The following is a 26,189-nucleotide window of genomic DNA, read 5'->3' as shown; positions in this document are numbered from 1 at the left end:
CCATGCAGAAGATACGGTATTTTCTCTCACGGGCTCGCTGGTTTGCCGGGGGAGTGATGGGCGCTGACAAGTACCAAAAGTACCTGGCCCACCACAGAGCAACCGGTTGCAACCAGGAGCCCATGACCGAACGCCAGTTCTGGCGGGAATACACCGACGGGTTGGACCGTAACCCCGGTGCCCGCTGCTGCTAACAAGTAGCCCAGAGGCCGTTACCCCACCAAAAGTTGGGGTAGCGGCCTCCCTGCATAGGCTGGTGACCAGCAGGCGAAAAAATTAGGGTAACCTAAGAAAGTAGGAACCGGTAAGAAAGGGCCAAGCAATGGGCATCAAAGACTTCTTGCAAAGCCGTCGTGACGACGCTGAGCTTGGGCAAGGCCTCTGGCGCAGAACCCACGACCGGTTCGTCCGAGGGCTTGACCGCTTTCACCAGATCCTCGAGCGCGTCCCAGCAGGCCCCACACTCGAAGAAATCGTGCCGCTTGCCAACGAGCTAGCTGACCTGCTCCCCAGGGTTCGAATCGTTGCCGCCGAAGCGCACCGGCTAGCTCCCAGCGACTCCCAGGACATCCCCGCCTCACCCACCGGCGTATATTCCGATCTGCACCGCGCACTCTCCCGAGCAGGCAACGCACTGGCCCTTACCGCTGAGGCCCTAGCCATGACCCGTTGCGCCGGTGACTGCCTGAACGGATGCACCCGAACTGAGAGCATCGCCCGCCGAATCGACACCGTCAAACAGCACATTAGCGATGCAGAAACCTACCTAGAGCAGGCACGCTGTGAAGCGCAACAAACAGCCTCTTAGCTTCTGACAGGGGAGAACTTTTTTACACTCCGGGATTTGTCGCCAAGACCGCGTAAATATCCCCTAAACCGTACCTATTAAGAAGACCAAAGTACAGGTAAAGTTAGCGCGCGTGCAATTACGCTTAAAGAAGGCACAATCACACACGCTTTTAGGGGAGAAGTAAGCCTATGAACCGCTACGCCCACATAGACGCCATGCGCGCCTTTGCGGTGCTACTTGTGGTCTTTTCACACGCAGGGCTAAAATTTGTGCCGGGCGGCTCCGGGGTAACCATCTTCTTTGCCATTTCAGGCTTCATCATCACCTACCTGCTTCTTCGAGAACGCGACAAAACCGGCAAATTCGATGTATCGGGCTTCTACATCCGCCGCTTCCTCAAAATTGCCCCTCCCCTTATCCTCGTCATAGTCCTGCCCACCATCGTCTACTGGGCGCTCGGCGGAACCCTTGACCCCCTTGACGTCCTGGGCCAGGTTTTCTTCTTCTTCAACCTGCGCTACCTGGACTCACACATCACCGTGCTACCCGGTAGCCACGTGATGTGGTCGCTCTCCATCGAGGAGCAGTTCTACCTGGTTTTTGCCATCCTCTGGCTATTCATGGTGCGCTGGCGCAACTACCGGAAGGCCCTGACGCTGCTGGGCCTATCCCTTATCTTGTACTCGGCCCTGTCACGGTGGGCACTGTTCGATGCCGGTGCCAGCAGCGACCGCATCTACTTCGGCACCGATACCCGCCTTGAAGCAATCGCTATCGGCATGCTCACCGCCCTCTGGTACCACCGATACAGCGACGATGAAATGGTCCGAGGACGCCACCTAGCAGGCAAGCACTACATGCCTTCCGGGGGCCTGACACGAGACGGGTACACTATCCCGCTCCTGGGCCGTAACTGGGTCTTCTTCACCGCCATAGGGGTCTACCTGATGACCCTGGTCATCCGCGATACAACCTTCCGCGAAACCGTGCGCTACTCGCTCCAGGCCTGGTCAGCTTCCACCATTATGCTCTGGGGGCTGGTAGCTTCCCGCCAGCCCCTGGGCGCGGCTATCCACCGCTTCTTAGCCTGGCGGCCCCTGCAACTCATTGGCCTGTCGAGCTACAGTATCTACCTGGTACACGATGTGCTGTTCAAAGCAATCGAAGGCCACCTGCAGGACCTGCCCCTTCTGGCCCAGGTTGCTCTTCTGGTGCCCCCCGGCCTTCTCGCGGGTGTACTGATTTACCTCATGGTTGAGGTCCCCGTCCAGCGCTTTAAAGACCGCCGCTTTGGGGCCAGCTGGAAGCAAGACCAGAAGCCAGCACCCGCTCCAGCTGACACCCCTGTTGTCATTCCCTGGAACAAGCAGAAGTCTTAGGCTTCTGCCCGAGAAGGTATCCACCCCGGCCTGCTTTGTGCCCGCCAAGGCCCTAGAAGACCAACCCCGAGCCAGTTGGCGGGGCACAAAGCAGGCCTTCCTCCTTACACGGGAGCTACCACACCCGCACCATACAACTAGATGAGGTTCTGCGCGCGTGCCGCCGCCACAGCGGCCGTGCGGTTATCCACACCCAACTTGGTGAAAATATGCACCAGGTGTGTCTTTACCGTGGACTGCGAAATAAAGAGCTTCTGCGCAAGCTCCTTGTTGGTTGCACCGGTAGAAACAAGCTCAAGAAGCTCAGTTTCCCGCGCTGAAAGAGTCACAGTAGGCCGTTGCATCCGGTCCACCAGCGCCGCCATGACCTCGGGCGAGAGCGTCCTCTGGCCCCGCGCCGTAGCTAGTACAGCCGTATGCACCTGCTCTGGCGGGGCGTCCTTGAGCAAATAGCCCAGAGCGCCGGCCTCAACAGCTGCCACAATATCGGCCTGCGTATCAAAGGTAGTCAGCACCAGCACTGGAGGACCCCCCATAGCCACCAGCAGACGAGTCGCCTCCACCCCGCCCATAGGTTTCATCTGAAGGTCCATCACCACCGCATCGGGGGCCTCGCCCCGTACGGTTAGCTCCTGTACAACCGAAACAGCCTGACCCCCATCGGAGGCTTCTGCCACTACCTCGATGTCGCTAAACCCGGCAAACAAGGCACCCAAACCAGCCCTGACTACCGGGTGATCATCGACCAGCACAACCTTAACAGTCATAGTTACCTCCAGAAGCCGGGGCAGCCAGTACACCCTCTACCGGTAAACGGACAGACAAGGCGGTACCAGCGCCAGGAGAACTTTCAATATTCAGGGTCCCACCCACCTGGTCTACCCGGGCAGTCAGAGAGATCAACCCATAGCCGGTGCTACCCTCCGCTAGGGCAACCTCAGCCTTATCCGTTACCGGTGAGAGCGCACGAACGTCAAAACCAACCCCGTTATCGCACACATCCAGTGCCACCTCACCCGGCCACAGGCTGAGCGTCATCACCGCCTGACTGGCCTGAGAATGGGCAGCAACATTCGCCAACGCACCCTGGGCTACCCGCACCAGGGTAGAGGCAATCGGCTCAGGCAGCCGGTTCACCGCAGACTCATCACCATCAACGGTCAAAGAGCACCGGAAGTCAAGACCCGCCGCCTGCTGAGTGGCCTGCGTCGAAGCGACCAAAGAGCTCAAAGCACCTACCACAGAACTATCCAGCGCGGGCGAAGCTAAGTCATGAATAAAACGGCGGGCTTCTGCCAGGTTAGTGGACGCGCTCTGCTCAATTACCTGCAATCGTTCCCTCCCCAGCGCAGTATCACCTGATGCCAAGGCATTTGAGGCCGCACGGGACACCAGAACAATCGACGATAGCCCCTGGGCCAAAGTATCGTGTATTTCCCGGGCAAGGCGCTCGCGCTCAGCAATCTTTCCAGCCCGGTACTGCTGTTGAGCCAGCTCGGCCTGCACCGCCCTGAGCTGCTCAGCTAGCCGAAACTGGTGGGCTGCATCCTGTCTCAGTGCCCGGTAGGTAAAAGAGATAACTACAGCCAAGATAGCCCCCAGCGTAGGGCCTACCAGGTACCCCGGAGTCAGACCCTCAGCCCGTAAACGATCCAGGCCGAACCCGGCAGGGCCCACCAAAGGCAAAGCAACCGCCAGAAGGCACAGCGCACCGGTAGCCAGCACCCCGGCTAGAGGTCGCAAGAGGTGCAGGTAGAGGAACATGACGGGGAAAACAGCCCAGGTAAACGAGCTATCCAAACACATCAGCGCCAGCCACAAACCTGTAATGACAAGCAACCAGAGATGAGCCGGGCTAAAAGGCAAAGTACCACCGGAGGCCAAGGGAAAACCTGCCAGCCTCAACCGCTGAGGTAGGCCGCGCCGCTTCTCATAGACCGTACCTGCCAGGTAGATAGCCCCCAGGGTAAGTGTCAGGACCCCGATAGCGGTGTGGCGGGGCTGGTAGACGCTGCCCACTAGAGCCAAAACAGCACCAAAAATGAGTAGGAAAGCGAACATGACGTGCAAGCTCACTCTCAGAGTAGTGAGCACCAGTAACGTCTGCCTGCTACCGCCAGAGGCAGCGGAGGCGGGTGGGGCAAGGGGCACGAGCATCCTTACTGAACTAAGCAAGTCTTACCCCAACCAGTCTAGCCCTCTCAGAGCCTCACCTCGCTTCCCCCGCTATCGTCCAAACGGTTGATTATAGGTTCAACCCTTACCCCGATGTAGTAAGGGTCGGTGAACTGGTCAGATAGATATAGCCCCTGATACGGGGATTGTCTTCTGAAAGGTAAAATCTCATGTTTGTTGGCTGGCGCGATATCCTCTTTGCTAAGGGCCGATTTACCCTTATTGGGGCAACGGTCACCCTCATTACCCTGCTCCTGGTTATGCTGACGGGGCTGACCGGGGGGCTGGGGCGACAAAACACCGATGCCCTCCAAAAAATGGGGGCCGACCGGTTTATTTTCGCCTCCGATACAGCCGGAGCTAAGGCTTCTTTCACTGACTCCAGTGTGACTACCAGTCTCACCCAGCAATGGCAGGAAGAGGCAGACAGGGTTACCCCGGTGGGCTTCCTGACGGCTAAGGTTGAGGGCAAAGGAGCCGCACCCATGACCCTCATCGCCACCCCCCAGGGTTCTCAGCTGCCCGCCTCCACCGCTCCCTTGCATGAGGGCTCTGAAGCAGCTGATGACCAGATCGTCCTCCCCCTGAGCCAGGCCCACGACCTAGGTGCAGGGGTGGGTGATACCGTGAGCGTGAATGGTACTGAACTCACTGTGACAGGTATCGCTGAAGACACCTACTACTCCCACACCCCCGCAGGCTGGATCACCACCAGCACCTGGCAGAAGCTCACCCACCAGAACCCAACCACAGGGCCAGATGCCGTACTGGGAACAGTGCTAGCAGTTCAGGGCGCTAGCCATGTAGATGCCACGGCCACAGCAACCAGAACCCAGGCACTGACCACCAAGCAAGCCTTTGCGGCCCTGCCCGCCTACTCATCAGAGCACGGCTCACTGACGACCATGCAGGGCTTCCTCTACGGTATTTCTGCCCTAGTCATCGTTTCCTTCCTGACTGTGTGGACCATTCAGCGCACTCGGGATATCGCCCTCATGCGAGCGCTAGGTGCTTCTCGTGCTTTCCTGACCCGTGATGCCCTGGCCCAGGCTGGCCTAATTCTGGCTTTAGGAACTCTCAGCGGTGCCCTAGCTGGCTGGGCGCTAGGGGCTCTCGTCTCGGGCACTGTACCCTTCCAGCTCTCACCCCTGACAGTTGCCGGACCAGCAGCTGGAATCTGGGCCTTAGGTATGGGCGGTGCCCTTATCGCTCTACGGCGTGTAGCAACCGTTGATCCCATGCTCGCCCTGGGTGGCAACTAATTAATTCTGATCTAATCCCGAAAGGTAAACCCATGACCTCTGTACTGCCAGGCTCTCTACCTACCCAAGCCGCAGCTGCCGCCGCCCTCGAGCTACGCGATATCACCCTTGACTATCCCGACGGGGTTGATAGCTCCGGAAAAACCCTGACCGCGCGCGCCCTGGACGGCATCAACCTGACGGTAGAGCGGGGTGACTTCTTTGCCCTGACCGGCGCATCTGGCTCCGGTAAATCCTCCCTGCTGTCTGTGGCGGCGGGGCTGATCACCCCTACCTCCGGTAGCCGCCTCATCAACGGTGTAGATACCACCGGCTACCGGGACTCCCAGCTAGCTGAACTCCGCCGCACCACCATCGGCATTATCTTCCAGCAACCCAACTTGATTGCCTCACTCACCGCTGCAGAACAGCTAGAACTGGTAGCACGCATTGGGGGAGCTCGAGGGGCAGAGCTACGGGCAGCTAGGTCACAGGCCCATGACCTTCTTGATCTGGTAGGGCTCTCTGCTGCCAGCCACCGCAAGGTGCACCAGCTCTCGGGTGGGCAACGTCAGCGAGTCAATATTGCTCGCGCCCTGATGAGCCAGCCAGCGCTTTTGCTGGCCGATGAGCCAACGAGTGCCCTAGATAGTGAGCGTTCGGAAGAGATTGTGCGACTGCTGGCACAGGTCACTGCCGAGTTCAATACTGCCACGCTCATGATTACCCACGATGCCGAGCAGGCCGCGCTGGCTACCGGCCAGTTACATATGGTGGACGGGCGTTTGCTCACACTCTAAGGCGGGCCGGGAAGAACCCGCAGCGGGTAGCTCTTGCGGGGGTAGACTTGAGAGGGTCAGACCCACCTTAACGAGGATCCCGTGATTAATTTCCACCGCAACGAACGCGCCGCATCTTTGCCCGCCCGACTTTCTCGATCCTGGCTTCTAGTATCAGCTGATGCAACCGAACAGACCATTGCAGCAGCCCTGGAATCAGAAGCAGATTCGGTCATCATTGACCTTGAGGACGGTTGCCCCGAGAAAGCCAAAGATGCTGCCCGTGAGCACATCGTTGCCATGCTCAATAAGGGGGCTTCGGCCTGGGTGCGTATCAACGCGATTGACAGTGAACACTGGTCTAAAGACCTTGAAGCGCTGAACCGTGCGGAGGGGCTCAAGGGGGTCATGCTTGCTATGACCGAACACCCTGACCATGTAACTCGTACCGCTATGATGCTCCCTGCCGGTACTCCGGTCATCGCGCTGATTGAGACCGCCCTGGGCATGGTGAATGTGGTGCGTATTGCCAAGGCTCCCGGTACCTTCCGCCTAGCTTTTGGTGTGGGTGACTACCGCCGCGACACCGGAGTTTCAGCCGACCCGATTGCGCTGGCTTATGCGCGGTCACAGCTGGTCTTGGCCTCCCGCGTGGGCGGGCTGGCAGGCCCGATTGATGGGCCTTCTGTGGGCAAGCACAGCGGGGACTTGCTTAAGGACTGCGCGGTGACCACCAGCCACGGCATGACCGGTAAACTGACCTTGGACCCGGCACAGACCGAGACTATCAATCTGGGGCTTGCCCCGAGCGCCGACGAAATTGCCTGGGCGCGGGAGCTTTTGCAGAAGAGCGAAGGCGATTCTGTACCCAAGGACGGTTCCTATCTGCCACGTTTGGCGCGTGCCCGAAAAGTATCATCACTTGCCAAGACCTATGGCCTGTGGCGTAGCTAGAGTTTTCCCTAGGTGAGCCAAGAAAGATAAGCACCGTGAAAAATTATTTTGGTTTTCAAGCCCGCAGAACCCCTCAGGGGGGCTACGCACCCGGGTTCTTGCGTCTCTTTGCGCTACTACTTGTTCCTTCGGCGGGAATCTGGTGGTTCTACCGGTGGATTTTTGACAATGACACCAGCCTGTTAGCGCTGTGTTTTCTGGTGCCGGTAAGCGCCTGGATGTGGGCTTATCTGATTGGCTACAGCACGGCTCATCACATTGACGAGGACCGGTCTTAGAGCTTTCTGCTAGCCGGGGCTGACCGAGCTGGTAGAGACAAAGGGCCGCTTCCGAGTGTTCTCGGAAGCGGCCCTTAGCCGTCTTATGGAGCCCCCAGTCGGATTTGAACCGACGACCTTTTCTTTACGAGGGAAATGCTCTACCCCTGAGCTATGGAGGCCAGCCGCGCCTGCGCGGACGAAGCAACTCTATCAGAAAGGCAAGGCTACCTGCCAGCTGTGATGCTGGGGCGTTCTCCCTGGGGCGCTGGTTGGTTAGAATTGGGTCTATGACTCAGATTACTCAAAATGACGGTGTGCGCCCCCGCCCCGTTTTCTCTCGACTCCCCAAGTACTCTGCCGGCAAGCCCCCTGCCACTGTGGAAGGGCTAGAACGGTTCAAGCTGTCCTCCAACGAAAATCCCTTCGGGCCGGTTGCTTCTGTCGCTCAGGTGCTTGCTGACTTTGACACTGCCCACCGCTACCCGGACCCGCTGTCAACCGCCCTACGCACCCGCCTGGGTGAGTACCTGGGGGTTGACCCCGAGGACATCGTGACCGGAGCAGGTAGCTTGGGTGCGCTCAACCAGATTCTGGCAACTTTCGCCGGTGCCAACGAAGACGGTACCCAGGACGAGGTCATCTACGCTTGGCGCTCCTTTGAGGCCTACCCCATCTGTGTGGGTCTCGCCGGGGCTAAGAGCGTCCAGGTACCCAACCTACCCAACGGCGCCCATGACCTTGACGCCATGGCGGCGGCTATCACCGACCGCACTCGCGTTATTCTCATCTGTACTCCCAACAACCCTACCGGCCCAGCAGTGACTGAAAGTCAGGTGCGGGACTTCCTCCGTAAGGTCCCTCAGGACCTGCTGGTGGTTATTGACGAGGCCTACTTTGAGTTCTGTGCCGCTTCTGAAATCCCTGAGGGCCAGGAGCCGCCCCTCAACGGCTTGGATATCTACCGGGACTACCCCAATGTGGTGCTGCTGCGCACCTTCTCCAAGGCACAGGGCCTAGCGGGCCTGCGCGTTGGCTACTCCATCAGCCACCCCGATATCACCGCCTACCTGCGGGTGGCTGCTACCCCCTTTGCCGTTACAACAATTGCTGAGCAGGCGGCTATCGCCTCCATTGAGCACGCCGATGAGGTCATGGAGCGGGTAGAGCACCTGGTAGCTGAACGCGAAAAAGTAGTGACCGGGCTCAAGGAGCTGGGCTACTGGGTTCCCGAAACCAGGGCTAATTTTGTCTGGCTACCCTTGGGTGAACACACAACTGCCTTTGCTCAGCAGGCCGAGGCACATGCTCTCTCGGTGCGGGCTTTTGCTGGTGAGGGCGTACGCGTCAGCATTGGTGAAGATCAGGCCAACGCCCGCCTGCTCACCCTTGCAGAAAAGTTCCCTCACCGTTCAGTAGCTCCTGCCCTCCAATAAGGGGATTTTTCCGGCGCTGGCTTCTCCCTGAAACCTGCGGGGTAGGGGAGGAGCCAGAGTCTGTGTAAACTCATTATTTGTAAAGAAACAGTCAAAAATTCTAAAAATAAGGCCCTGCCCTGCCGAGAGCGGGCGTAGGGTTAAACAAGAGAAAAAGACAGACCTGGACCCGGAGACACGCATGTCACAAACAAAAAGCCCCCAGAACCCCTGGGGGACCCCGGAGCGAATCCAACTTCTGGATGAAACCGGAACTACTAGCTCTCACGCTAGCTTTAGCTCCTTTGCCGATGAGCTCACCGGCGAAGATCTCAAAGACATGTACCGTACCATGGCGCTCACCCGCCGTTTTTGCAGTGAAATGACCTCCCTGCAACGGCAGGGTCAGCTAGCTCTCTGGGTTCCGTCTGTGGGGCAGGAGGCCGCCCAGATAGCCTCCGCCCGTGCACTGGCACCTAACGACTACATCTTCCCCTCATACCGCGAGCATGGCGTGCTCCTGGAGCGGGGGATTGACCCCACCGAAATTACCCCGCTCTTTACCGGCACCGGCACCCTGGGCTGGGACGCTAAAAAGCACAATGTGCACCCCTACACTCTGGTCCTTGCCGCTCAGGTTGTCCATGCCACCGGCTATGCCATGGGCCTTAACTTCGATGCCCAAATCCAGGCCGAAACCGGGCAGTACCAGACCGGACAGGGGCAAGCCACCGACCCGGCTACCGACCCCGAGAAACCTGCGGTTGTTGTCTACTTTGGTGACGGTTCCAGCACCGAGGGCGACGTCCACGAATCCATGATTTTTGCGGCCAGCTACAACGCCCCGGTCCTTTTCTTTGTGCAGAACAACCAGTGGGCTATCTCCGTACCCTTTAGCGTCCAATCCCGCGTGCCCATTTCAACCCGGGCCGCCGGCTACGGCTTTGAAGGTATCCGGGTAGACGGTAACGATGTGCTCGCCGTCTATGCCGCAACCCGCTACGCTATGCAAAAAATTAGGGCGGGACAAGGCCCCGTGCTGATTGAGGCTGAAACCTACCGCCTGGGCCCCCACACCACCGCCGATGACCCCACCAAGTACCGCGCCTCCGAGGACGAGGCCGCCTTCGCTCAGCTTGACCCTATGACCCGACTCGAAAAATACCTGCGCTCAGCCGGGTACGCGGACGACACCTTCTTCACTGAGGTCACTGACTTTGCTGACTCCCAGGTCAGGGGTGTACGTGACTTTGTGCTTGCTAGCCAGCCAGCAGACTTTGAAACCTACCTCAGCCGGGCCTACACCGAACCCCACCAGCAGGTAGAGGACGACCTAGCCTTCCACCGCGCCTACACCGAAGGGTTCGAAGAGGAATAAAGACATGACCGAGCAGATAAGAGAAACCCTCACCCTGGCCAAGGCTATTACCCGGGCCCTCCACGACGAGATGACCAGCAACCGCAAGGTGCTAGCCCTGGGCGAAGACATCGGAAAACTGGGCGGCGTCTACCGCGTAACCGAGGGGCTACAAGAGACCTTCGGCCCTACCCGTGTGATGGACTCACCCCTGGGTGAAGCCGGTATTATCGGCACCTCCATCGGCATGGCCCTGCGCGGCTACCGGCCCGTCCCCGAAATTCAGTTCGACGGCTTTGTCTTTCCCGGTTTTAACCAGATCACCTCCCAGCTCTCCAAGATGCACGGGCGAACCCACGGCCAGTACCAGGTGCCCGTGACCGTGCGTATCCCCTACGGCGGCATGATTGGCTCCATCGAGCATCACTCAGAATCACCCGAAGCCCTGTTCACCCACACCCCGGGCTTGCGCGTCATCACCCCATCTAACCCGCACGATGCCTACTGGATGCTCCGCACAGCAATCGCCCACCCCGACCCAGTCATTTTCTTTGAACCCAAACGCCGCTATTGGATGAAGGGCGAAGTCAATTTTGCTGACGCCAACTTTGACCCCTTTACCGCGCAGGTCGTCAGGGAAGGCTCCGAACTGACCATCGCCACCTACGGGCCACTTGTGCCCGTTGCCCTGGCCGCAGCAGAAGCTGCCGCCGAAGACGGACACGATATTGAGGTGCTGGATCTGCGCTCGCTGTCCCCGCTGGATGTCCCGACCATTGAGGCCTCTGTGCAGAAGACCGGCCGCCTGGTAGTAGCCCACGAGGCACCGACCTTTGGTGGCCTGGGCTCCGATATTTCTGCGGCAATCACCGAACGCTGTTTCTACCACCTTGAAGCACCCGTTATCCGCGTGGGCGGCTACCACATGCCCTACCCAGTCTCTAAGGTAGAAGAAGATTACGTGCCCGGCATCGACCGTATGCTCGAAGCCGTCGACCGTTCTTTGGCCTACTAGCCCCCACGAAAGGCACATACCATGTCACAGATTTTTAACCTTCCTGATGTGGGCGAAGGGCTCACCGAAGCAGAAATCCTGAGCTGGAAAGTAGCTCCCGGTGATCTTGTTAAGCTCAACGACATTATCGTTGAGATTGAAACGGCTAAGTCCGTGGTAGAGCTTCCCTCGCCCTACGATGGCAGGGTGCAGGACCTTCTGGTTGCCGAGGGGCAGAGCGTGGAGGTCGGCACCCCCATTATCGCTATTAGCGCTGAGGGCTCCGCTCAGGCGGTATCCGCTCCTGAGGCTAAGGCTGAGAAGGACCCCGGTGCCGGTGCCGCGCTGGTGGGCTCAGGCCCTAAGGCTGATCCCGTTAAGCGCCGTACACGCAAGAAGAATGCGCCTTCGCCAGCTCCTCTTGCCCCGCCTCCGGCGCCCCTGGCTGCTGCAGCACAGCTTGCTGAACAGCGCAAGCCCCTGCTGACTTCCCTGCCTGCTCGCGCAGGCAAGTTCTTTGAAGAGAGCGGCATGGGGGGAGTCTTGCGCCGTCTGGGCACAGCAGAACACTTGCCCGGGGCTGAACACTCTGAGGTTCCCCGCCGCCAGGCTCTTGCCAAACCTCCGGTGCGTAAGGCTGCCCAGGAAATGGGCATTGACCTGGCACAGGTGACCCCCACCGGCGACAGGGGACAGGTGACTAAGCGTGACCTGCTCAACTTTGCGGCCCACCTGAGCCTGGCAGAAACCGCTGACTTTACCGATAACGCCGACCCCACCAGCTTCTGGATTCCCGCCGGGGCCGGTGGTGACCGCATCGAGCGTATCCGGGTCAAGGGCGTTCGTAAGGCTACGGCCAAGGCTATGGTGGATTCCGCCTTCAAGGCCCCGCACGTTTCTATCTTTGTGGACGTGGATGCTACCCGCACCATGGAGTTCGTCAAGCGCCTCAAGAAGTCACCCCAGTTTGAGGGTGTTAAGGTAACCCCCTTGCTGATTCTTGCTAAGGCCGTTATCTGGGCGGCCTCGCGCACCCCGCAGGTCAACGCCACCTGGACCGACTCAGAGATTCAGATTAAGCACTACATGAACCTGGGCATCGCGGCGGCTACCCCTCGCGGCCTGATGGTACCGAACATCAAGGACGCCCAGAGCATGAATCTGCGTCAGCTGGCTGTAGCGCTGAATGACCTGAGTGCCCGGGCCCGCGAGGGTAAGACCCAGCCTGCTGAGATGCAGGAAGGCACCCTGACTATCACTAATATCGGTTCCCTGGGCATCGACACCGGAACGCCTATTCTGAACCCCGGTGAGGCCGCTATCGTGGCTTTCGGCACGATCAAGCAGAAGCCCTGGGTCGTGGACGGGGAAGTTATCCCGCGCTGGGTCACCACCCTGGGTGGCTCTTTCGACCACCGTGTGCTGGACGGTGACCTTTCGGCTAAGTTCCTGGCCGATGTTGCCTCTATCCTCGAAGAACCAGCCCTCCTCCTCGATATGTAGGGTAGAAATCTGCCAAAGACACTCAAAGGCTCAGCTGGCAGCATGCGCGGGCTGAGCCTTTTTGCAGGCGGTTTGATACCTCTTGCTCCCGAAAGGATTAAAGAGGCGAGGCCCCCACCCGAAACAGGTGAAGGCCTCACAACGCCAAGGTACGAAACCTGGAGCAGAATTCGAATTATCTCCCCCAAGAAATCCGAATCCCCGGACACATCGGTCCGGACAAGTTCAGGCCCCGTAGGTTACCTTATGCCCTTGACTTGCTGTTCTACATTTTCTGGATCAGTCCCCCAACGTCACCAGAAAGCTGAGTCCCCCGACTCATCGTTGAACAGCTATCAAGTTACTTAAAATCTTAGTCTGGGTAACCTCAGCTTGTATGTCCTCATATAGGTCTACGCTTGCCCTCAGAAAATTCTTTGAATAAGGCAAAGGTGCCTACAAAAGCCGGGGGGAGTGTCCCCGAGTAGGCTGGGGTTCTTAGAACCTTTCAACCAGGCCAGTCTGAGAAATTTCGATTGCGCTGGGCTCCTCATCCTCTGAGTTACCATCGTGCACCAGCATGACAGCTATCTGGTCATCAGCAGGGAAAGCACGAACCGTAATAGTCCCGCCCGAGGCCTTATCGAACAGGTCGACCGCGCACTGGGTCAGAATCATCGAGAGCCGGGCAGGTAGAGCGCTTCCTCGCTCGTCGAGAATATCTACCTTGACACCGCGCTGGCGGGCAAGCCAGGCCGCATGAAGAATTTCCTTATTGACGATATAGCGACCGCGGATAGTGTCACGCAGCTGAGCTTCGGTAAACCGAAACTCGTCCATTTCGTCACGGCTCACGGGTGATTCGTTGTAGGCAATACGGTGAAGCATGTCTTCAGTCAGAGTGCGCACTTCCTGCACACGCTGGGTTGCAATAGCACTCATATCTGCTTCTTCGGTACGGCCCGCATCGGCAATGATGCGCATACTGCGAGCCTGCCGGGTCTTAGAGACGGCCTGCTCAATCTGCTGAGGCACGATGGTGCAGACTACCATGAGCAGGAAAGGGATATAGAACTCGGTAGAAAGATTGATCCGGCTTAAGAAGTAGTTGCTGTGCCAGCTCAGCACCAGTAATACAAAACTTGCAAAGAAGAGCCAGCCGTAGAAAGTGTGCCTGCGGGAAACAAGACCCATAGCCAGCAGAGTATAGGCCATAAGCGGCCAGGAGAGGCTAGAGAAGGTGACTGAATGGCTCATAGCGCTCAAGGTTATATCCACGCTGTGTAGCCCCAAAATAGTAATAAGGGGAAGCATCGCATCGGGTAGAGCCAGCCGCTGAGTGGGCAAGAAGACCGGGAGCGTGGCAATAGCGTAGAGACTGATGATGGTAGCCCAGTGAGGAGCGCGGTTGGTGGTGTACTGGGAGTACCAGAAGAAGAAGGAGCCCAGAACCAGGAGAGTGACAGCGCTCAGAAGCAGAGTGAGCTGACGGGAACGATAGTACTTAACCAGCATCGGGGTCCTCATGGGGCCACTGGACAATGACAGTTGTTCCCTTTTCAGGGGCAGAAGTGATGGTGACCTTGCCACCTACTTCTTCCATGCTGCGGATCATAGAAACACGCACACCCAGGCGACGGAAATCAATATCTTTCATGGAGAAACCCTGGCCTCTATCCGAGATAGTGCAGAGCACATAGGGGCGTTCCTCATCGGACCGGGTCGAGTTGTAGGGTCTGCGCAGCTCGGTACGAATGGAAATCTGTGTGGTGCGGGTTCCTGAGTGCCGGGCGGAGTTCGAAACAGCTTCGGTGACCGCATGGGTAAAAGCGCGTGCCGCCGTATAGGGCAGCGTAGAGTCGGGGCTCGCTAGGGGGTACTTCTCCATGGAGTCTGAGATAAAGCGTAGGCGCTGGTTCCAGGGCTCAACGCCTTCAGCGATCTGTTCGGTCAGAGCCTGGAAGGTAATGGGGCGCTGGGGCTGAGACTTGAGGCTTTCCTCTTCAAGAACATCAATAGCTCGGCGTGCCAGCAGGCGGGTGCGCTGGGGGAGTTCCCCGGGGTTGCGGCTGGCATCGAGCAAGGCGGCCATCACATTATCGTGCACCAGCTTGTCAAAGTTCTGTAGCTCTTGGGAATAGTCACGTGAACGGTTGAGTAGAAGCTGGGCTGAGAGCGTCTCGTAGTAGGTCCTATCAGACTCCCTAACGGCTTTGAGCGCAAACCGCGCAAGACCTGCTAGCAGAACGCAGGTAAAACACAAATAGCAAGCTCGGATAATCAGCTCGGTGGGATTCAAGGGGACTCCGGTCAGAAGATGGGAAGCCACCGAGCTGATAATCAGTAGTGCGGGTAAAGCAATGCTGTGGGTAATGCCGTCCCGTGATTCTTCCTCAAAGACCGGAACCAGCATGGCGTAGATACCAAAAAGCCAGGACCAGGGGATAGCCGAATGCTGGGCACCGATACTCAAAGGCCACACTATATAGGTGCCGTAGGCAATGACAAGCATGAAATTAACTGTCCTGGCCGAAACCTCTTTACGCACACCGTTGAACATGAGCAAAGAGGCATGGGTGACTATCACAGGGATAATGGCCAGGTACCAGAGAGAGTCCCCGCCCCGGTTCTCGGAAATATTGGCCAAAGATTGCAGGAGCAGGCCGACCGCGATGAGGGAATAGACAATTTCTAGGGTGCAATAGAGACCAAAGGAGCTCGGCCCCATCAGTGGCTGTTGGCCGCTAGTGAGGTTGAGCGACTTCAGCGAGAAAGCGCGGAGTCGATTGACTCTTGAGGGTTGGAGAGCCTGGGCCAGGTCCTTAGAGGCGCCTCCGGTAACAGTAGACAGGTGCACAATCCTTAGGGGTACAGGGGTGAGCGAATTACAGGTGACGGTCTGCGGTGGAGGTGTCTTCCATGGTATCTACCAGGCCATCCTCAATAGCGCGGATACGCAGGTCAATCTTGGTGGGGGCCGGGCGACCAACACGAGCGTACTTTTCGCGGATACGGTCAATATTTGTTTTAACCGCAGACTGCTTAATGCCCATACGGCGGGCTACCTGAACCTGTGCAAAGCCGGAGGCATAAAGACGCAGGGTTTCCTGCTCTCGGGGGGAGAGATTAGCGCGAGAGAACTCCTGGTCACCGTCAATAGCGGCGGCAAGTTCCTTGGTAACAACGGCTTTACCGTCTGCGATATTCTTGGCCTCGGCCAGGGCATGTTCAAGAGGCTCAGACTTGCGAACCAGGCCCAGCGCGCCAGCTTTCAGGGCTTCGCGAATCAGGCCGGGGTTTTCTCCGATGCTGAAGATAAGAACCTTAATGCCTGCCCGTTGCAGGATATCAACATTCTCTGACGGGCGAGACTTATCCTGAAGTGAGAGGTCCAGAAGCACAACATCGCAGTCACGCTTCAGCTTTCCCAAATCAGCATGAGAGGGGTCATTGAGGTTGCGCCCCAAGGCTACCAGCAGGTCAGCTGCAGTGGGAGCAGCCGCTACCAGCTCAATTTCGCTAGCGCCGGCAGCGACTGCCCGCATACCTTCGCGGACTACCTCATGGTCATCGACAATGCCTACACGTACTACGCTCATATTTCTTACTTACCTTGTATGCTGTGCAACCCTCACCTGAGACGGTGGCTGCTCGGTGGTTGCATGGGTGCGATGAGCAGACTGTTTACATTACGAACATATTTTACAGCTAAAGCCCGGTTTAAGCCCTCTTAACCCCTCTTAACCCCTGGCTTTTAAGGTGACTTAGAGCCTTCCTAAGTTGATGCTATTTTAGGAATTTATACTTGTCAGGGCTCGACGATACCTCATTCCCAGAGCCGCGCCCAGCATTGAGCCGATAGCGGCGAGTAGCCCTGCGGCTAGCGCTGTGAGAGCCCCAAGGGCCAGATCGGGGGCCAGAAGCCGCTGAAAGGCAAAGCTGGGCGTAAGCGGTGACGGGAGCCAAGCGGAAGCCCATGTCACCAGGGTTGCAAGGAGAGCCGCAAGGAAGCTGACAGCAAGAACCCCCAGGGCCTGCCTGGTAGGTGCTACCGCAGCCATGCGGGTGGCAACATATCCTGCCCAGCCGAAGCTCAACAGCCATATAAGAGCACTTGCAACTACCCAAGGAATAGCCTGGCCCTGACTGGAAGCAACAGAAACGGCCAGAGCGCCTCCCGTCAGACTGCTATAGGTCGAGATACCAACAGCAGTGAAGACGGTTCTTACCAAGGCAAATAGCCCGGTGCTCAGAGCATAAGCCACGAGGCTACCGCTCATAGCCGGTAGGAACTGAATCCTGCGGTAGACAGCTACACGAGCAGACGGTAGGGGAGCAACCTCATGGTCCCAACCGGCCTCTGTTTGCTGATGGGGTAGGGGGAGTTGAGCGGTAGCAGGGTGCGCCTGTTGCCGGCCCACAGGGTAAGGAGCCTGCCCCGACCGGGTCGCTGAAAGGATCTCCTGCTGGTAGCTGCTAGTTTCAAGCAGCCTGGTATCTTCTTCAAGCCGGTCGGTGTAGTGGTGCTGCGAGGGAGAGAGCAAGCGTGTTGATTCTGAGTCCTCAAAAACCGCGTCCCAATCCTCAAAATCTTCCTGGCCGCTCTGCCGATGATCTGTACTGCTCATTGCCTGTAAACCTATCAAAAAAAGGGGGTACTTAGACCAGACTCAGAACCTCGACGCGCTCCTGATCCGGGCGGTAACCCATACCTGCTGTCATCTGCTCAAAGACACTCTTACGGTCCCTGCCGGGCTTCCACCTAGTTGCCACCCAAAAGGTACACCAACCCGATAATGACCAGGCCAAGAGCAATAGCTCCAAGCCCCACAAGTATCATGCGTTTGTTAATTTCTTTCATCAACTCCCGAAATTCTTCGGTCGTGATGTCTTTGTTTCCACGTTGCGCCATACCCCTTAGTATGTCAGCTCAAGCACCCCTGTGGCACAATCTTGTGTATGCATGTAGCCGAAAATAACGATACGACCGACACCTTCCCCCTGGCTCACCGCCCCTGGCAGAAGAACTACCGGCCCGAAACACACCGCGATGTGAAGCTGCCTGAAACCTCACTGAGCCACCTCATGGCAGAGGCTGTTCGCACCTCCCCCCAGAAAATTGCCCTCGAATTTTTCGGCTCCACCACCACCTATGCCCAGCTCGGTGACCAGATCCTCCGGGTAGCTGAAGGGCTCCGCAAAGCGGGTATCCAGCACGGGGACCGCGTAGCCATCGCCCTCCCCAACTGCCCCCAGCACATCGTTGCCTTCTACGCCATTCTCCGATTAGGCGCTATCGTCGTTGAGCACAACCCCCTCTACACCGAGGCAGAACTCCGCCACATGTTTGAAGACCACGGAGCAAAAGCCGCCATCGTCTGGGACAAAATCGCAGATAAAATAAGCTCCCTCCCCGCAGACATCCGCCCCCGTACCATCTACGCCGTCAACATGATCGAAGAGATGCCACTTGCCATGCGAGCAGCACTCAAACTCCCCATAGGCAAGATGAAAACCTCACGCGAAAAGCTCGAAGGAACCGCACGCGGCGCCACACCCTGGCGCCAGCTCATGAAGAACCAACCCCTAGCTGCCGACCACCACCGCCCCACCGCCCAAGACCTCGCCCTCCTCCAATACACCTCAGGGACAACAGGGCTCCCCAAGGGCGTCATGCTCACCCACCGCAACCTCGAATCAAACGGCAGAATGGGCGAAGAATGGATTCAACCCGGAAGTAACGAAGTCATCTACGCCGTGCTCCCGCTCTTCCACGCCTACGGCATGACACTGGGGCAGACCATCTCCGCTGTCTGCAAAGCACGACTGGTACTCTTCCCCACCGTGGACATGGACCTCATCTTCCGAGCCATGAAAAAAACCCCACCCACCATCCTGCCTGCCGTCCCACCTATCTACCGCCGCATGCTCGACGAAGCAAAACAGCGCAAAGTCTCGCTCCAGGGAATCCGCTGGTCAGTCTCAGGTGCCATGCACCTACCCACCGAACTGGTCACCGAATGGGAAGAAGCAACCGGAGGCATGCTTGTGGAAGGCTACGGGCTCTCAGAATGTTCACCCCTGGTGTCCTGCAACCCCCTCAACTCCACCCGCCGCGCGGGCTCCATCGGTATCCCCTTCCCCTCCACCGACATCCGCGTTGTTGACCCCGAAACCTTCCAAGACCTCGAACAAGGGCAGGAAGGTGAACTATTGGTGCGCGGACCCCAGGTGATGAAAGGCTACTGGAAACGCGCAGAAGATACCCGCAATACCTTGCTGGAGGGAGGTTGGCTACGAACGGGTGATATTGTCCGTCTCGATAAAGACTCCTTCATAGAAATCGTCGACCGGATTAAAGAAGTCATCATCACTGGTGGCTTCAACGTCTCCCCCTCCGAAATTGAAAACGTCCTTAAACAACACGACTCCGTAGCAGACTGCGCTGTCGTGGGTATGCCCGATGCTAGCGGAGGCGAAACTGTCACCGCCGCTATCGTCCCGGCCCAAGGATATGCATTAGACCCCGCAGAACTTAAAGAGCACTGCTACGCGCGACTGACCCGTTACAAGGTTCCTAAAAACTACTACGAGGTCGATGAACTGCCTCGCTCCATGCTGGGTAAGACCCTGCGCCGCAAGGTGAGGGAAGAGCTAGCTCAGCGTTAAGCAGGGTTTGCGGTAGCTGTCCCCCTAGGCGGTGTGTCCCTCTGTGTCCTTAGGCGGTGTGGTCGTCTGCACCCTGAAACGCCAGCCCCGAGCCAGCAGACGACCACACCACCTACAGGGCAGGAGCAAGGAGAGACAGCCCCCAACACCAACCCCAAGCCAGCAACTTCGCGGTGAGCCAGCTTTATCTACCCTGATGAGTAAAACCCTATCTACTTTTCTGACCTGAACCTCGGGGAATAATAATTATTAAAAATATTCCTTGCGAATTTTCAAATTTGTGTCACGGGGTGTCATAAACGCGCCCTCTGCCGCTTCTAGATATATTTTTCGTAAGATATTAATATGGAAATAATTATCTGTGATTCAAAGGATCAAGCCGGTGCCTACGCGGCGTCTTTAATCGCTATGGTGACGGAACGCAATAACCGCCAGGGTCGCCCAACGGTCTGGGGAGTTGCCACGGGATCATCCCCAGAGGCTACCTACCGCTATCTCGCAGAACGCGTAGAAGCAGGCCTAGACGTTAGCTCTGTCAGCGCTTTTGCCCTCGATGAGTACGTTGGCCTAGACCCCTCTCACCCCGAGTCCTACCGAAGCGTCGTCAACCAGCAAATTGTTGGGCGAATCGGACTCGACTCCCAGAAGGTGCATGTCCTCGATGGCATGGCTCGGGATATCAATGCTGAATGCGCTCGGTACGAAGAGAAAATCAAGACCGCAGGTGGAGTTGACGTGCAGATACTTGGTATAGGCGCCAATGGGCATATAGCTTTCAACGAGCCCGGTTCCTCGCTCGTATCACGCACCCGCATCAAGACTCTAGCACCTAAGACTGTGGCTGATAACGCCCGCTTCTTCGACGGCGATGCAAGCCAGGTGCCAGTACACTGCCTAACCCAGGGGATTGGCACCATCATGGAAGCCCGCAAGATTGTCCTGGTCGCAGACGGAGCCAACAAGGCAAGCGCAATCGCGGGCATGGCAGAAGGCCCCATCACCACCTTCTGCCCGGGGTCAATACTCCAGATGCACCCAGATGTCACCGTCGTGGTCGATGAGGCCGCAGCCAGCCAATTAAAAAATGCAGAATATTATCGTTTTGCGCAAGAAAATATCCCCGACTTCCAAAAGCCAGCTATATTTCTTGGATAAATAAAAATAGGTGGGGTTACTCGAAAGTAGCCCCACCTATTTTTATGCTTGGAGGGCGTCCTTAAACCATCCGGTAATAGAAATAGGGTGCGTAATAGCTGTGCCTACCACAACAGCGTGGGCACCAGCCTCCAGAGCCTGCCGAGCCTGAGCCGGGCTATGGATCCGGCCCTCGGCAATAAGCGGTAGCCCAAGATCCTGTGCGGCAATAGCTTCCAGGAGCTCAAGGTCGGGGCCAGCGGTCTTGGGGCGGGCATCGGTGTAGCCTGCCAGGGTGGTGCCGATAAAATCAGCTCCGGCTTCCGCCGCCGCAACAGCTGCTTCGAGAGAATCACAGTCTGCCATGACCAGTGATGGGCTCGACCCGTGTACCCCGTCAATTACCTCTTTGAGGCTGAGCCCGTCGGGCCGGTCACGCCTAGTGCCATCAAGCGCGACCACATGGGCACCCGCCTGGGCTACTGCCAGGGCATGGTGCAAGGTGGGGGTAATGAAAATACCCTCATGCCCGTCTTTCCACAGGCCAATGACCGGGACCTCAACGCTGGTGCGGGTGAACTGAATATCAGCCAACCCCTGTACACGGACAGCGGCCGCGCCTCCCATCACTGCAGAAGCCGCTACCTGCCCGGTTGTTCGGGGGTCGCGCATAGGCTCACCGGGGTAAGCCTGGCAGGAGACAATGAGCTGGCCTGCAAGCGAATCAATCAGTTCTTGAGCTGTAAACACGGTGAATCCTAACCTCCTGATGAGTCTCTGACAATGAAATCCGGGATCAGGCTTGCCGCCCCCAGAAGCGGGGCATCTGAACCTAGTGAAGCTGAGATAATGCGGGTTTCGGTAGCCTGTCCAAGTGCTGCCTGCTGGTAGGCCTGCACCATGCCCTGCCACCAGAGATCGCCCAGGTTAGTCACGCCCCCGGAGACAAGAATCAGGTGGGGGTCCAGGATAGTTGCCAGGTCACCGAGTGCGATACCCGCTGCCCGCGCACCTAGCGCAATAGCTTCTTGGGCATGAGTATCTCCGGTAGTAGCAAGTTCTTTTACCTCAACCAGGCTCTCAACCTCAGTAGGTCCGCCCAGCCTGCGATAGCTATTGACGATGCCGGTGCCTGAGGCGACAGCCTCCACATGCCCCACTCCTCCGCAGGTGCAGGCAATATCTAGAGCACAGGGGGATGAGAAGTGCCCCACATGTCCCGCAAGGGAATGCGCTCCGTGAAGTTGCTGGCCTCCCACAATATAGGAGCCACCCACACCTGTGCCAAAAGCCACCATGAGACTGCTTTCAGCATCGGCGGAAGCACCGAGCCAGGCCTCACCCAAGGCATGAGCGTGGACATCGTTCACCGCGTAGGCAGGCAGACCCGTCACATCACTGAGAATAGAAGCTAGGGGAGTGCCGCTCCAGCCCTTAATCAGGTTGGCAGCCGTGATGACCTGCCCCTCGGAGCCAATGACGCCAGCAGATCCAATACCCACCCCAAGGGGCTCATAGCCTAGCTCACGGGCAGTAGCACCCAGCTTTTTGAGCGCCTCAGCCGTGTGCCGGGCCAGCTCAGTACCACCAGCCTGAGCCAAAGTGGGTATCTGGTCACGGTGGAGAACCTGGCCTGTGCAACTGACAATGCCAAGCGCGGTTTTGGTGCCTCCTAGGTCAGCGACCAGGGCGACGTGTTGGGGGTTACTCATCCTTGTCCCTTCAGTGGGTGTGCTAAACCCGGCCTAGAGGAGCCCCGTTGAGGCAAGGATAGCGCGAATCCGCTCTGCCTCTTCGGACCCTAGTGTCTCCATGGGCTGAGACATTGTGTTTGATTCAATGACTCCCATGATCTGTAGTGCGGTCTTGAAAGCACCCAGGCCAGCCGCTCCGCCTGAGACGCTGGGGGTCTGAACGAAAACAATGTCAAAGAGCTTGGCTAGGCGGTCCTGCTCCTTGCGGGCGCTCTCCCAATCCCCGGCCTGAGCCGCATCAAAGAGACGACGGTAGCCTGCAGGGTCAACATTGCCTAGGCCCGGTACGAGGCCTGCCGCACCTGAGAGCAGAGCACCGTCGCAGACCACCTCATGACCTGTAAAGGCGGCGAAGCCCTCAATATCAGCGGTTGCAAGCGCGAGCTGGCGGAAAGCAACGTCATCACCGGATGAGTCTTTAACACCGGCAATTACGCCGTCCTTGGCCAGCTGAACCAGCAAGCCCAGGGGGAGCTTCTGCTTGGTGCGTACCGGAACGTCGTAGGCGAAGACCGGTACATCTACAGCATCAGCGATAGCGCGGAAGTGTCGGTCTTCTTCAAAGGTATTATCTACAGCGTAGAACTGGCTGGTGACCACAATCGCGTCGCCACCAATAGCAAGCAGGCGCTGGGCTTCGTCAATAACACGGGCTGTGGTCATGTCGTTAACTCCGACAATGAGAGGGACTCGCCCTGCAATGGTCTCTACACAGGTGCGGAGCACTTTTTCTCGCTCAGCATTGGTTAGGTAAAGCACCTCAGAGGATGAACCCAGGGCAAAAATACCGTGTGAACCGCCTTCGATCAGGTGGTTAATCAGTCGCTCCAGGGAGCCCAAATCGAGGGTGCCGTCGGCGGAACGGGGAGTTAGAAGTGGCGGGATAAGGCCGGAAAAAAGCGGGGAGCTCATGTGATTCTTCTCCTGGAATATTAAATTATTGAGTTGAAAGCCGCTGTCTCTTTTAGACGTGGAGCAGAGTGGGTGCAGCCCCTAAGAGGGTGCGGGTGTAATCCTGGCTGGGGGTATCAAAGACCTGTTCGGCGGTCCCCTCTTCGACGATGTTGCCCTTGTTCATGACGCAGATACGGTCTGAGACGTAGCGAACGGTCTGGATATCGTGGGAGATGAAGACCATACCCAAGAAGAGCTCTTCTTTAAGGTCTGAGAGCAGGTTGAGCACCTGGGCACGCACCGACACATCCAGCGCACTGGTGGGCTCATCGGCCACAATAATCTTGGGTTCCAGAGCCAGGGCGCGGGCAATTGCTACGCGTTGACGCTGACCACCAGAAATCTGGGAGGGCAGAGCATCGGCGGCGGAAACGGGTAGACCCACCAGCGCCAGGAGCTCACGCACTCGGCGGTCACGGCCTGACTTATCGCCAATGCCGTGCACATCAAGGGGATCCTTGAGGATGTCCTGGATGGTCATACGGGGGTTGAGCGCAGTGGCCGGGTCCTGGAAGACGATCGAGACATCGGAACCGAACTCTTTACGCAGGGCAGCATTGCGCTTGAGCACGCTCTTACCCTTGAAGAGGACGTCACCGCCGGTGGGCTTTTGCAGGCCCACAATCACAGAGGCCAGGGTGGATTTACCACACCCAGACTCACCGACCAGGCCGATGGTTTCACCGCGGCGAACCGTGAGGTTTACCCCGTCAACAGCCTTGACGATAGTGGGCTTGAGAATACCGCCACTACGGGCTCGGTAGTGAACCTGGACGTCCTTGAGCTCAATGATGGGCTCACTGACACGGCTCACTGCAGCCCGGCCGGTGGTATTGAGCAGGCTCTTGTCTGCGGGGGTTACAGCTGGGTTGCTCATGCTGTCTCCTGTGCGGTGGTGAGGTGGGATGCCCAGAGGTGGTCGCTGTCGCCTTCAACAGGCGTGAAGACCAGCTTCTGCTCGGGGTCGGCATCGGGTCGAAGTGAACGGGGTGCAAAGCGGTCCCCTGCTGAGAAATCTGAGGGTGAGGGCACGGTACCGGGAATCTGGTAGAGCCGTTCCGCCCCGGACTCGATAGAAAGCACTGCTCCCAGAAGGCCGCGAGTGTATTCATGCTGGGGGTTGGTCAAGAGCTGGCTGGTTGCGCCGGCTTCTACAATCTGGCCCGCGTACATAACCGAGATACGATGGGCTACCTGGGCTACCAAGGCCAGGTCGTGGGACACGAAGATCATGGCGAAGCCCAGCTGCTCACGCAGCTCATTGAGCAGGTCGATTACTTCTGCCTGCACGGTTACATCGAGTGCGGTGGTGGGCTCATCGGCAATAACCAGCTTGGGGGAGCGGGAGAGTGCCATGGCGATGAGAACACGCTGACGCTGACCACCAGATAGCTCATGCGGGTAGGAGGCTAGAGTACGCTCCGGGTCAAGTTTGACCAGGCGGAGGAGTTCTTCGGGGCTCTTGCGGCCGCCACGGCGGGTGAGCTGCTCCATCTGGTCCTTGATCAGCATGGAGGGGTTCAGAGAGCTCAGGGCGTCCTGGTAGACCATGGAAATCACGGCACCGCGGAGCTTCTGGAACTCGGCTTCGCTGGCACCGACCAGTTCCTGACCTTCAAAGAGGACGGAGCCGGTGATCTTGGCCTTACGGTCAAGTAAGCCGATGATAGCCAGTGAGGTGATGGACTTACCGGAACCTGATTCACCGACCAAGCCCATAGTTTGGCCTTCGGTGACGGTGAAGGAAACGCGGTCAACCACGGGGGTGTCGCCAAACCGCTCAGGGAAATAGATAGAAAGGTCTTTGACCTCAAGTATGACTCGAGCTGAAGGATCTGCCATGAGGCGGTCTTCCCTGCGGCTTTCAGTCATTTTGAGTTTTTGCAGAACAGTTTCAAGCTCAGCGCTAGCCTTGCGGTCACGTACGGTTAGGGCCGCAGATGCCGCTAGAGCCTGGGCGGTTGGCTGTTCATTATTTTCTTCGATCTTGACCTTACGGCGGAGTTTGGGGTTCACCATGGCATCGGTCATGCCCTCAGAGAGCACGTTAAGTGCCAGCACGGTGAGCAAGATAACGCCACCTGCGAAGGTGGTGGCCCACCAGCCGCCTGCTAGTACGATAGCGCGACCGTCTGCGATGACGTTACCCCAGGAAGGCTCAGGGGGGCGTACACCGGCGGAGAGGAAGGACAGCGAAGCCTCCAAGATAATAGCGTCGGCCACCATAACGGTTGCAAAAACAAGCACCGGGGCGATGGTGTTGCGTACCACGTGCTTGAGCAGGATGTAGAAGCGGGGGGCACCCATAACGCGCTCTGCACGGACGTAGTCCTCGTCCCAGGCTGCCAGCACCTGGGCGCGGACAACGCGGGCTAGCTGCGGGGTGTAGACCACCGCAATAGCGAAGATAATAGTCCCAACAGAGTTGCCCAGGGAGGCCAGCAAGACAGCGGCCAGAGCGATACCGGGGAAGGCCATGAGCACATCCATGATGCGCATGATGACTTCTGCAACAAATTTAGAGCTGGTTGCTGCAAGTGAGCCCAGGATTCCACCCATAATCAGTGCCAGGGCAACAGCACCGAGGCCTACCTGCAGGGAAGCGCGGGCACCGTACATGAGGCGGGAGAGAATATCGCGGCCCTGACGGTCGGTACCAAAGAGGTACTCAGAGTTGGGTGCACCAATCGGTGCGCCGGTGGAGGCTAGCGGATCGTGAGGAGCTAGCCAGGGTGCCAAGAGCGCAACCAGGGCAATAAGGGCGATGAATGTGAGAGCTAGCTTTGAGCTAGCGGGGAGCGCCTTGAATCGGATGCCCGGTGCTGAGAGGCGTTCTGCGAGTCCGCTACGCATGA

At 57.9% G+C, this 26,189-nt stretch carries 25 protein-coding genes and 1 tRNA gene; 13 read left to right on the top strand and 13 right to left on the bottom strand.

Annotated elements, in window-relative coordinates; translation table 11 throughout:
- Nucleotides 1-2 precede the first annotated feature (2 nt).
- The 3 genes from ACN085_RS05980 (at nucleotide 3) to ACN085_RS05970 (ending at nucleotide 2,169) form a co-directional block, all read left to right on the top strand.
- Nucleotides 3-194 (top strand): YbdD/YjiX family protein, encoded by a 192-nt coding sequence (locus tag ACN085_RS05980; RefSeq protein ID WP_419110898.1) that lies wholly within the window; start codon nucleotides 3-5, stop codon nucleotides 192-194.
- 128 nt (nucleotides 195-322) lie between these two features.
- Complete coding sequence (locus ACN085_RS05975; RefSeq protein ID WP_419110897.1) at nucleotides 323-808, top strand: dehydrogenase; 486 nt, start codon at nucleotides 323-325, stop codon at nucleotides 806-808.
- 170 nt (nucleotides 809-978) lie between these two features.
- Nucleotides 979-2,169: an acyltransferase family protein gene (locus ACN085_RS05970; RefSeq protein ID WP_419110896.1), complete on the top strand. Its 1,191-nt coding sequence runs from the start codon at nucleotides 979-981 to the stop codon at nucleotides 2,167-2,169.
- A gap of 137 nt (nucleotides 2,170-2,306) precedes the next feature.
- Here ACN085_RS05970 and ACN085_RS05965 read toward each other — a convergent pair whose 3' ends face one another.
- Entirely contained in the window at nucleotides 2,307-2,936 is a 630-nt protein-coding gene (locus ACN085_RS05965; RefSeq protein WP_419110895.1) for a response regulator, read from the bottom strand.
- Nucleotides 2,926-4,320, bottom strand: coding sequence for a sensor histidine kinase (locus tag ACN085_RS05960; RefSeq protein ID WP_419110894.1), 1,395 nt, complete (start codon nucleotides 4,318-4,320; stop codon nucleotides 2,926-2,928). Before ACN085_RS05960 ends, ACN085_RS05965 begins: the two co-directional genes overlap by 11 nt.
- Before the next feature lie 194 nt (nucleotides 4,321-4,514).
- Between ACN085_RS05960 and ACN085_RS05955 the strand changes: the two genes are divergently transcribed.
- From ACN085_RS05955 to ACN085_RS05940, 4 genes are all read left to right on the top strand, one after another.
- Entirely contained in the window at nucleotides 4,515-5,606 is a 1,092-nt protein-coding gene (locus ACN085_RS05955) for an ABC transporter permease (RefSeq protein ID WP_419104206.1), read from the top strand.
- A 32-nt stretch (nucleotides 5,607-5,638) separates the two neighbouring features.
- Nucleotides 5,639-6,385, top strand: coding sequence for an ABC transporter ATP-binding protein (locus ACN085_RS05950; protein ID WP_419110893.1), 747 nt, complete (start codon nucleotides 5,639-5,641; stop codon nucleotides 6,383-6,385).
- 81 nt (nucleotides 6,386-6,466) lie between these two features.
- Nucleotides 6,467-7,318, top strand: coding sequence for an HpcH/HpaI aldolase/citrate lyase family protein (locus ACN085_RS05945; RefSeq protein WP_419110892.1), 852 nt, complete (start codon nucleotides 6,467-6,469; stop codon nucleotides 7,316-7,318).
- Between the two features lie 35 nt (nucleotides 7,319-7,353).
- Nucleotides 7,354-7,596, top strand: coding sequence for a hypothetical protein (locus ACN085_RS05940; RefSeq protein WP_419099075.1), 243 nt, complete (start codon nucleotides 7,354-7,356; stop codon nucleotides 7,594-7,596).
- Between the two features lie 86 nt (nucleotides 7,597-7,682).
- On the opposite strand, the gene ACN085_RS05935 is transcribed toward ACN085_RS05940, so the two are convergent.
- Nucleotides 7,683-7,757, bottom strand: a tRNA-Thr gene (locus tag ACN085_RS05935).
- A 108-nt stretch (nucleotides 7,758-7,865) separates the two neighbouring features.
- On the opposite strand from ACN085_RS05935, the gene ACN085_RS05930 reads away from it, so the two are divergent.
- The 4 genes from ACN085_RS05930 (at nucleotide 7,866) to ACN085_RS05915 (ending at nucleotide 12,844) form a co-directional block, all read left to right on the top strand.
- Nucleotides 7,866-9,011 carry a histidinol-phosphate transaminase gene (locus ACN085_RS05930; RefSeq protein WP_419104207.1) on the top strand — a complete coding sequence of 382 codons (1,146 nt, stop codon included), beginning with the start codon at nucleotides 7,866-7,868 and terminating at the stop codon, nucleotides 9,009-9,011.
- A 181-nt stretch (nucleotides 9,012-9,192) separates the two neighbouring features.
- Nucleotides 9,193-10,368 (top strand): thiamine pyrophosphate-dependent enzyme, encoded by a 1,176-nt coding sequence (locus tag ACN085_RS05925; protein ID WP_419110891.1) that lies wholly within the window; start codon nucleotides 9,193-9,195, stop codon nucleotides 10,366-10,368.
- Between the two features lie 4 nt (nucleotides 10,369-10,372).
- A complete protein-coding gene (locus tag ACN085_RS05920) occupies nucleotides 10,373-11,362 on the top strand; it encodes an alpha-ketoacid dehydrogenase subunit beta (protein ID WP_419099078.1) in 990 nt (329 codons plus the stop codon).
- Between the two features lie 21 nt (nucleotides 11,363-11,383).
- Nucleotides 11,384-12,844: a dihydrolipoamide acetyltransferase family protein gene (locus tag ACN085_RS05915; protein WP_419099079.1), complete on the top strand. Its 1,461-nt coding sequence runs from the start codon at nucleotides 11,384-11,386 to the stop codon at nucleotides 12,842-12,844.
- A 477-nt stretch (nucleotides 12,845-13,321) separates the two neighbouring features.
- Here the strand turns inward: ACN085_RS05915 and ACN085_RS05910 are convergent, their stop codons facing one another.
- The 5 genes from ACN085_RS05910 to ACN085_RS05890 all read right to left on the bottom strand — a co-directional run bounded on the left by ACN085_RS05910 (nucleotide 13,322) and on the right by ACN085_RS05890 (nucleotide 17,735).
- Entirely contained in the window at nucleotides 13,322-14,338 is a 1,017-nt protein-coding gene (locus ACN085_RS05910) for a hypothetical protein (protein WP_419110890.1), read from the bottom strand.
- On the bottom strand, nucleotides 14,328-15,680 hold the full coding sequence (locus ACN085_RS05905; protein WP_419110889.1) for a sensor histidine kinase: 1,353 nt from the start codon (nucleotides 15,678-15,680) through the stop codon (nucleotides 14,328-14,330). Before ACN085_RS05905 ends, ACN085_RS05910 begins: the two co-directional genes overlap by 11 nt.
- Nucleotides 15,681-15,708: 28 nt before the next feature.
- Entirely contained in the window at nucleotides 15,709-16,422 is a 714-nt protein-coding gene (locus ACN085_RS05900; protein WP_419099082.1) for a LuxR C-terminal-related transcriptional regulator, read from the bottom strand.
- Between the two features lie 192 nt (nucleotides 16,423-16,614).
- Nucleotides 16,615-17,451, bottom strand: coding sequence for a hypothetical protein (locus ACN085_RS05895; RefSeq protein ID WP_419110888.1), 837 nt, complete (start codon nucleotides 17,449-17,451; stop codon nucleotides 16,615-16,617).
- Nucleotides 17,452-17,585: 134 nt separating this feature from the next.
- Complete coding sequence (locus ACN085_RS05890; protein ID WP_419110887.1) at nucleotides 17,586-17,735, bottom strand: hypothetical protein; 150 nt, start codon at nucleotides 17,733-17,735, stop codon at nucleotides 17,586-17,588.
- Nucleotides 17,736-17,782: 47 nt separating this feature from the next.
- Here ACN085_RS05890 and ACN085_RS05885 point away from each other — a divergent pair, with 47 nt between their 5' ends.
- Complete coding sequence (locus ACN085_RS05885) at nucleotides 17,783-19,492, top strand: long-chain-fatty-acid--CoA ligase (protein WP_419110886.1); 1,710 nt, start codon at nucleotides 17,783-17,785, stop codon at nucleotides 19,490-19,492.
- A gap of 345 nt (nucleotides 19,493-19,837) precedes the next feature.
- A complete protein-coding gene (gene nagB, locus ACN085_RS05880; RefSeq protein ID WP_419099086.1) occupies nucleotides 19,838-20,647 on the top strand; it encodes a glucosamine-6-phosphate deaminase in 810 nt (269 codons plus the stop codon).
- Nucleotides 20,648-20,689: 42 nt separating this feature from the next.
- Here the strand turns inward: nagB and ACN085_RS05875 are convergent, their stop codons facing one another.
- Genes ACN085_RS05875 through ACN085_RS05855 form a run of 5 tightly spaced genes read right to left on the bottom strand, consistent with a single transcriptional unit; the run spans nucleotide 20,690 to nucleotide 26,187 of the window.
- A complete protein-coding gene (locus ACN085_RS05875; RefSeq protein ID WP_419104212.1) occupies nucleotides 20,690-21,376 on the bottom strand; it encodes an N-acetylmannosamine-6-phosphate 2-epimerase in 687 nt (228 codons plus the stop codon).
- Nucleotides 21,377-21,384: 8 nt separating this feature from the next.
- On the bottom strand, nucleotides 21,385-22,338 hold the full coding sequence (locus ACN085_RS05870; protein WP_419110885.1) for an ROK family protein: 954 nt from the start codon (nucleotides 22,336-22,338) through the stop codon (nucleotides 21,385-21,387).
- A 33-nt stretch (nucleotides 22,339-22,371) separates the two neighbouring features.
- Nucleotides 22,372-23,292 (bottom strand): dihydrodipicolinate synthase family protein, encoded by a 921-nt coding sequence (locus tag ACN085_RS05865; RefSeq protein WP_419099089.1) that lies wholly within the window; start codon nucleotides 23,290-23,292, stop codon nucleotides 22,372-22,374.
- A 52-nt stretch (nucleotides 23,293-23,344) separates the two neighbouring features.
- Entirely contained in the window at nucleotides 23,345-24,211 is an 867-nt protein-coding gene (locus ACN085_RS05860) for an ATP-binding cassette domain-containing protein (RefSeq protein ID WP_419110884.1), read from the bottom strand.
- Nucleotides 24,208-26,187: a dipeptide/oligopeptide/nickel ABC transporter permease/ATP-binding protein gene (locus ACN085_RS05855; protein ID WP_419099091.1), complete on the bottom strand. Its 1,980-nt coding sequence runs from the start codon at nucleotides 26,185-26,187 to the stop codon at nucleotides 24,208-24,210. The genes ACN085_RS05860 and ACN085_RS05855 overlap by 4 nt, the downstream gene beginning before the upstream one ends.
- Between the last annotated feature and the right edge of the window lie 2 nt (nucleotides 26,188-26,189).

Source organism: Rothia sp. P4278, assembly GCF_048512945.1.
Lineage (GTDB): Bacteria > Actinomycetota > Actinomycetes > Actinomycetales > Micrococcaceae > Rothia.
Note: the sequence above shows the minus strand (reverse complement) of the source record. Positions and strands in the feature narration are given on the sequence as shown.

Excerpts from the sequence above, each read along its gene's own strand:
- ACN085_RS05980 (WP_419110898.1), top strand. The coding sequence starts at position 3 with ATGCAGAAGATACGGTATTTTCTCTCACGGGCTCGCTGGTTTGCCGGG.
- ACN085_RS05975 (WP_419110897.1), top strand. The coding sequence starts at position 323 with ATGGGCATCAAAGACTTCTTGCAAAGCCGTCGTGACGACGCTGAGCTT.
- ACN085_RS05970 (WP_419110896.1), top strand. The coding sequence starts at position 979 with ATGAACCGCTACGCCCACATAGACGCCATGCGCGCCTTTGCGGTGCTA.
- ACN085_RS05965 (WP_419110895.1), bottom strand. The coding sequence starts at position 2,936 with ATGACTGTTAAGGTTGTGCTGGTCGATGATCACCCGGTAGTCAGGGCT.
- ACN085_RS05955 (WP_419104206.1), top strand. The coding sequence starts at position 4,515 with ATGTTTGTTGGCTGGCGCGATATCCTCTTTGCTAAGGGCCGATTTACC.
- ACN085_RS05950 (WP_419110893.1), top strand. The coding sequence starts at position 5,639 with ATGACCTCTGTACTGCCAGGCTCTCTACCTACCCAAGCCGCAGCTGCC.
- ACN085_RS05930 (WP_419104207.1), top strand. The coding sequence starts at position 7,866 with ATGACTCAGATTACTCAAAATGACGGTGTGCGCCCCCGCCCCGTTTTC.
- ACN085_RS05925 (WP_419110891.1), top strand. The coding sequence starts at position 9,193 with ATGTCACAAACAAAAAGCCCCCAGAACCCCTGGGGGACCCCGGAGCGA.
- ACN085_RS05920 (WP_419099078.1), top strand. The coding sequence starts at position 10,373 with ATGACCGAGCAGATAAGAGAAACCCTCACCCTGGCCAAGGCTATTACC.
- ACN085_RS05915 (WP_419099079.1), top strand. The coding sequence starts at position 11,384 with ATGTCACAGATTTTTAACCTTCCTGATGTGGGCGAAGGGCTCACCGAA.
- ACN085_RS05910 (WP_419110890.1), bottom strand. The coding sequence starts at position 14,338 with ATGCTGGTTAAGTACTATCGTTCCCGTCAGCTCACTCTGCTTCTGAGC.
- ACN085_RS05900 (WP_419099082.1), bottom strand. The coding sequence starts at position 16,422 with ATGAGCGTAGTACGTGTAGGCATTGTCGATGACCATGAGGTAGTCCGC.
- ACN085_RS05895 (WP_419110888.1), bottom strand. The coding sequence starts at position 17,451 with ATGAGCAGTACAGATCATCGGCAGAGCGGCCAGGAAGATTTTGAGGAT.
- ACN085_RS05890 (WP_419110887.1), bottom strand. The coding sequence starts at position 17,735 with ATGGCGCAACGTGGAAACAAAGACATCACGACCGAAGAATTTCGGGAG.
- ACN085_RS05885 (WP_419110886.1), top strand. The coding sequence starts at position 17,783 with ATGCATGTAGCCGAAAATAACGATACGACCGACACCTTCCCCCTGGCT.
- nagB (WP_419099086.1), top strand. The coding sequence starts at position 19,838 with ATGGAAATAATTATCTGTGATTCAAAGGATCAAGCCGGTGCCTACGCG.
- ACN085_RS05870 (WP_419110885.1), bottom strand. The coding sequence starts at position 22,338 with ATGAGTAACCCCCAACACGTCGCCCTGGTCGCTGACCTAGGAGGCACC.
- ACN085_RS05865 (WP_419099089.1), bottom strand. The coding sequence starts at position 23,292 with ATGAGCTCCCCGCTTTTTTCCGGCCTTATCCCGCCACTTCTAACTCCC.
- ACN085_RS05860 (WP_419110884.1), bottom strand. The coding sequence starts at position 24,211 with ATGAGCAACCCAGCTGTAACCCCCGCAGACAAGAGCCTGCTCAATACC.
- ACN085_RS05855 (WP_419099091.1), bottom strand. The coding sequence starts at position 26,187 with ATGCGTAGCGGACTCGCAGAACGCCTCTCAGCACCGGGCATCCGATTC.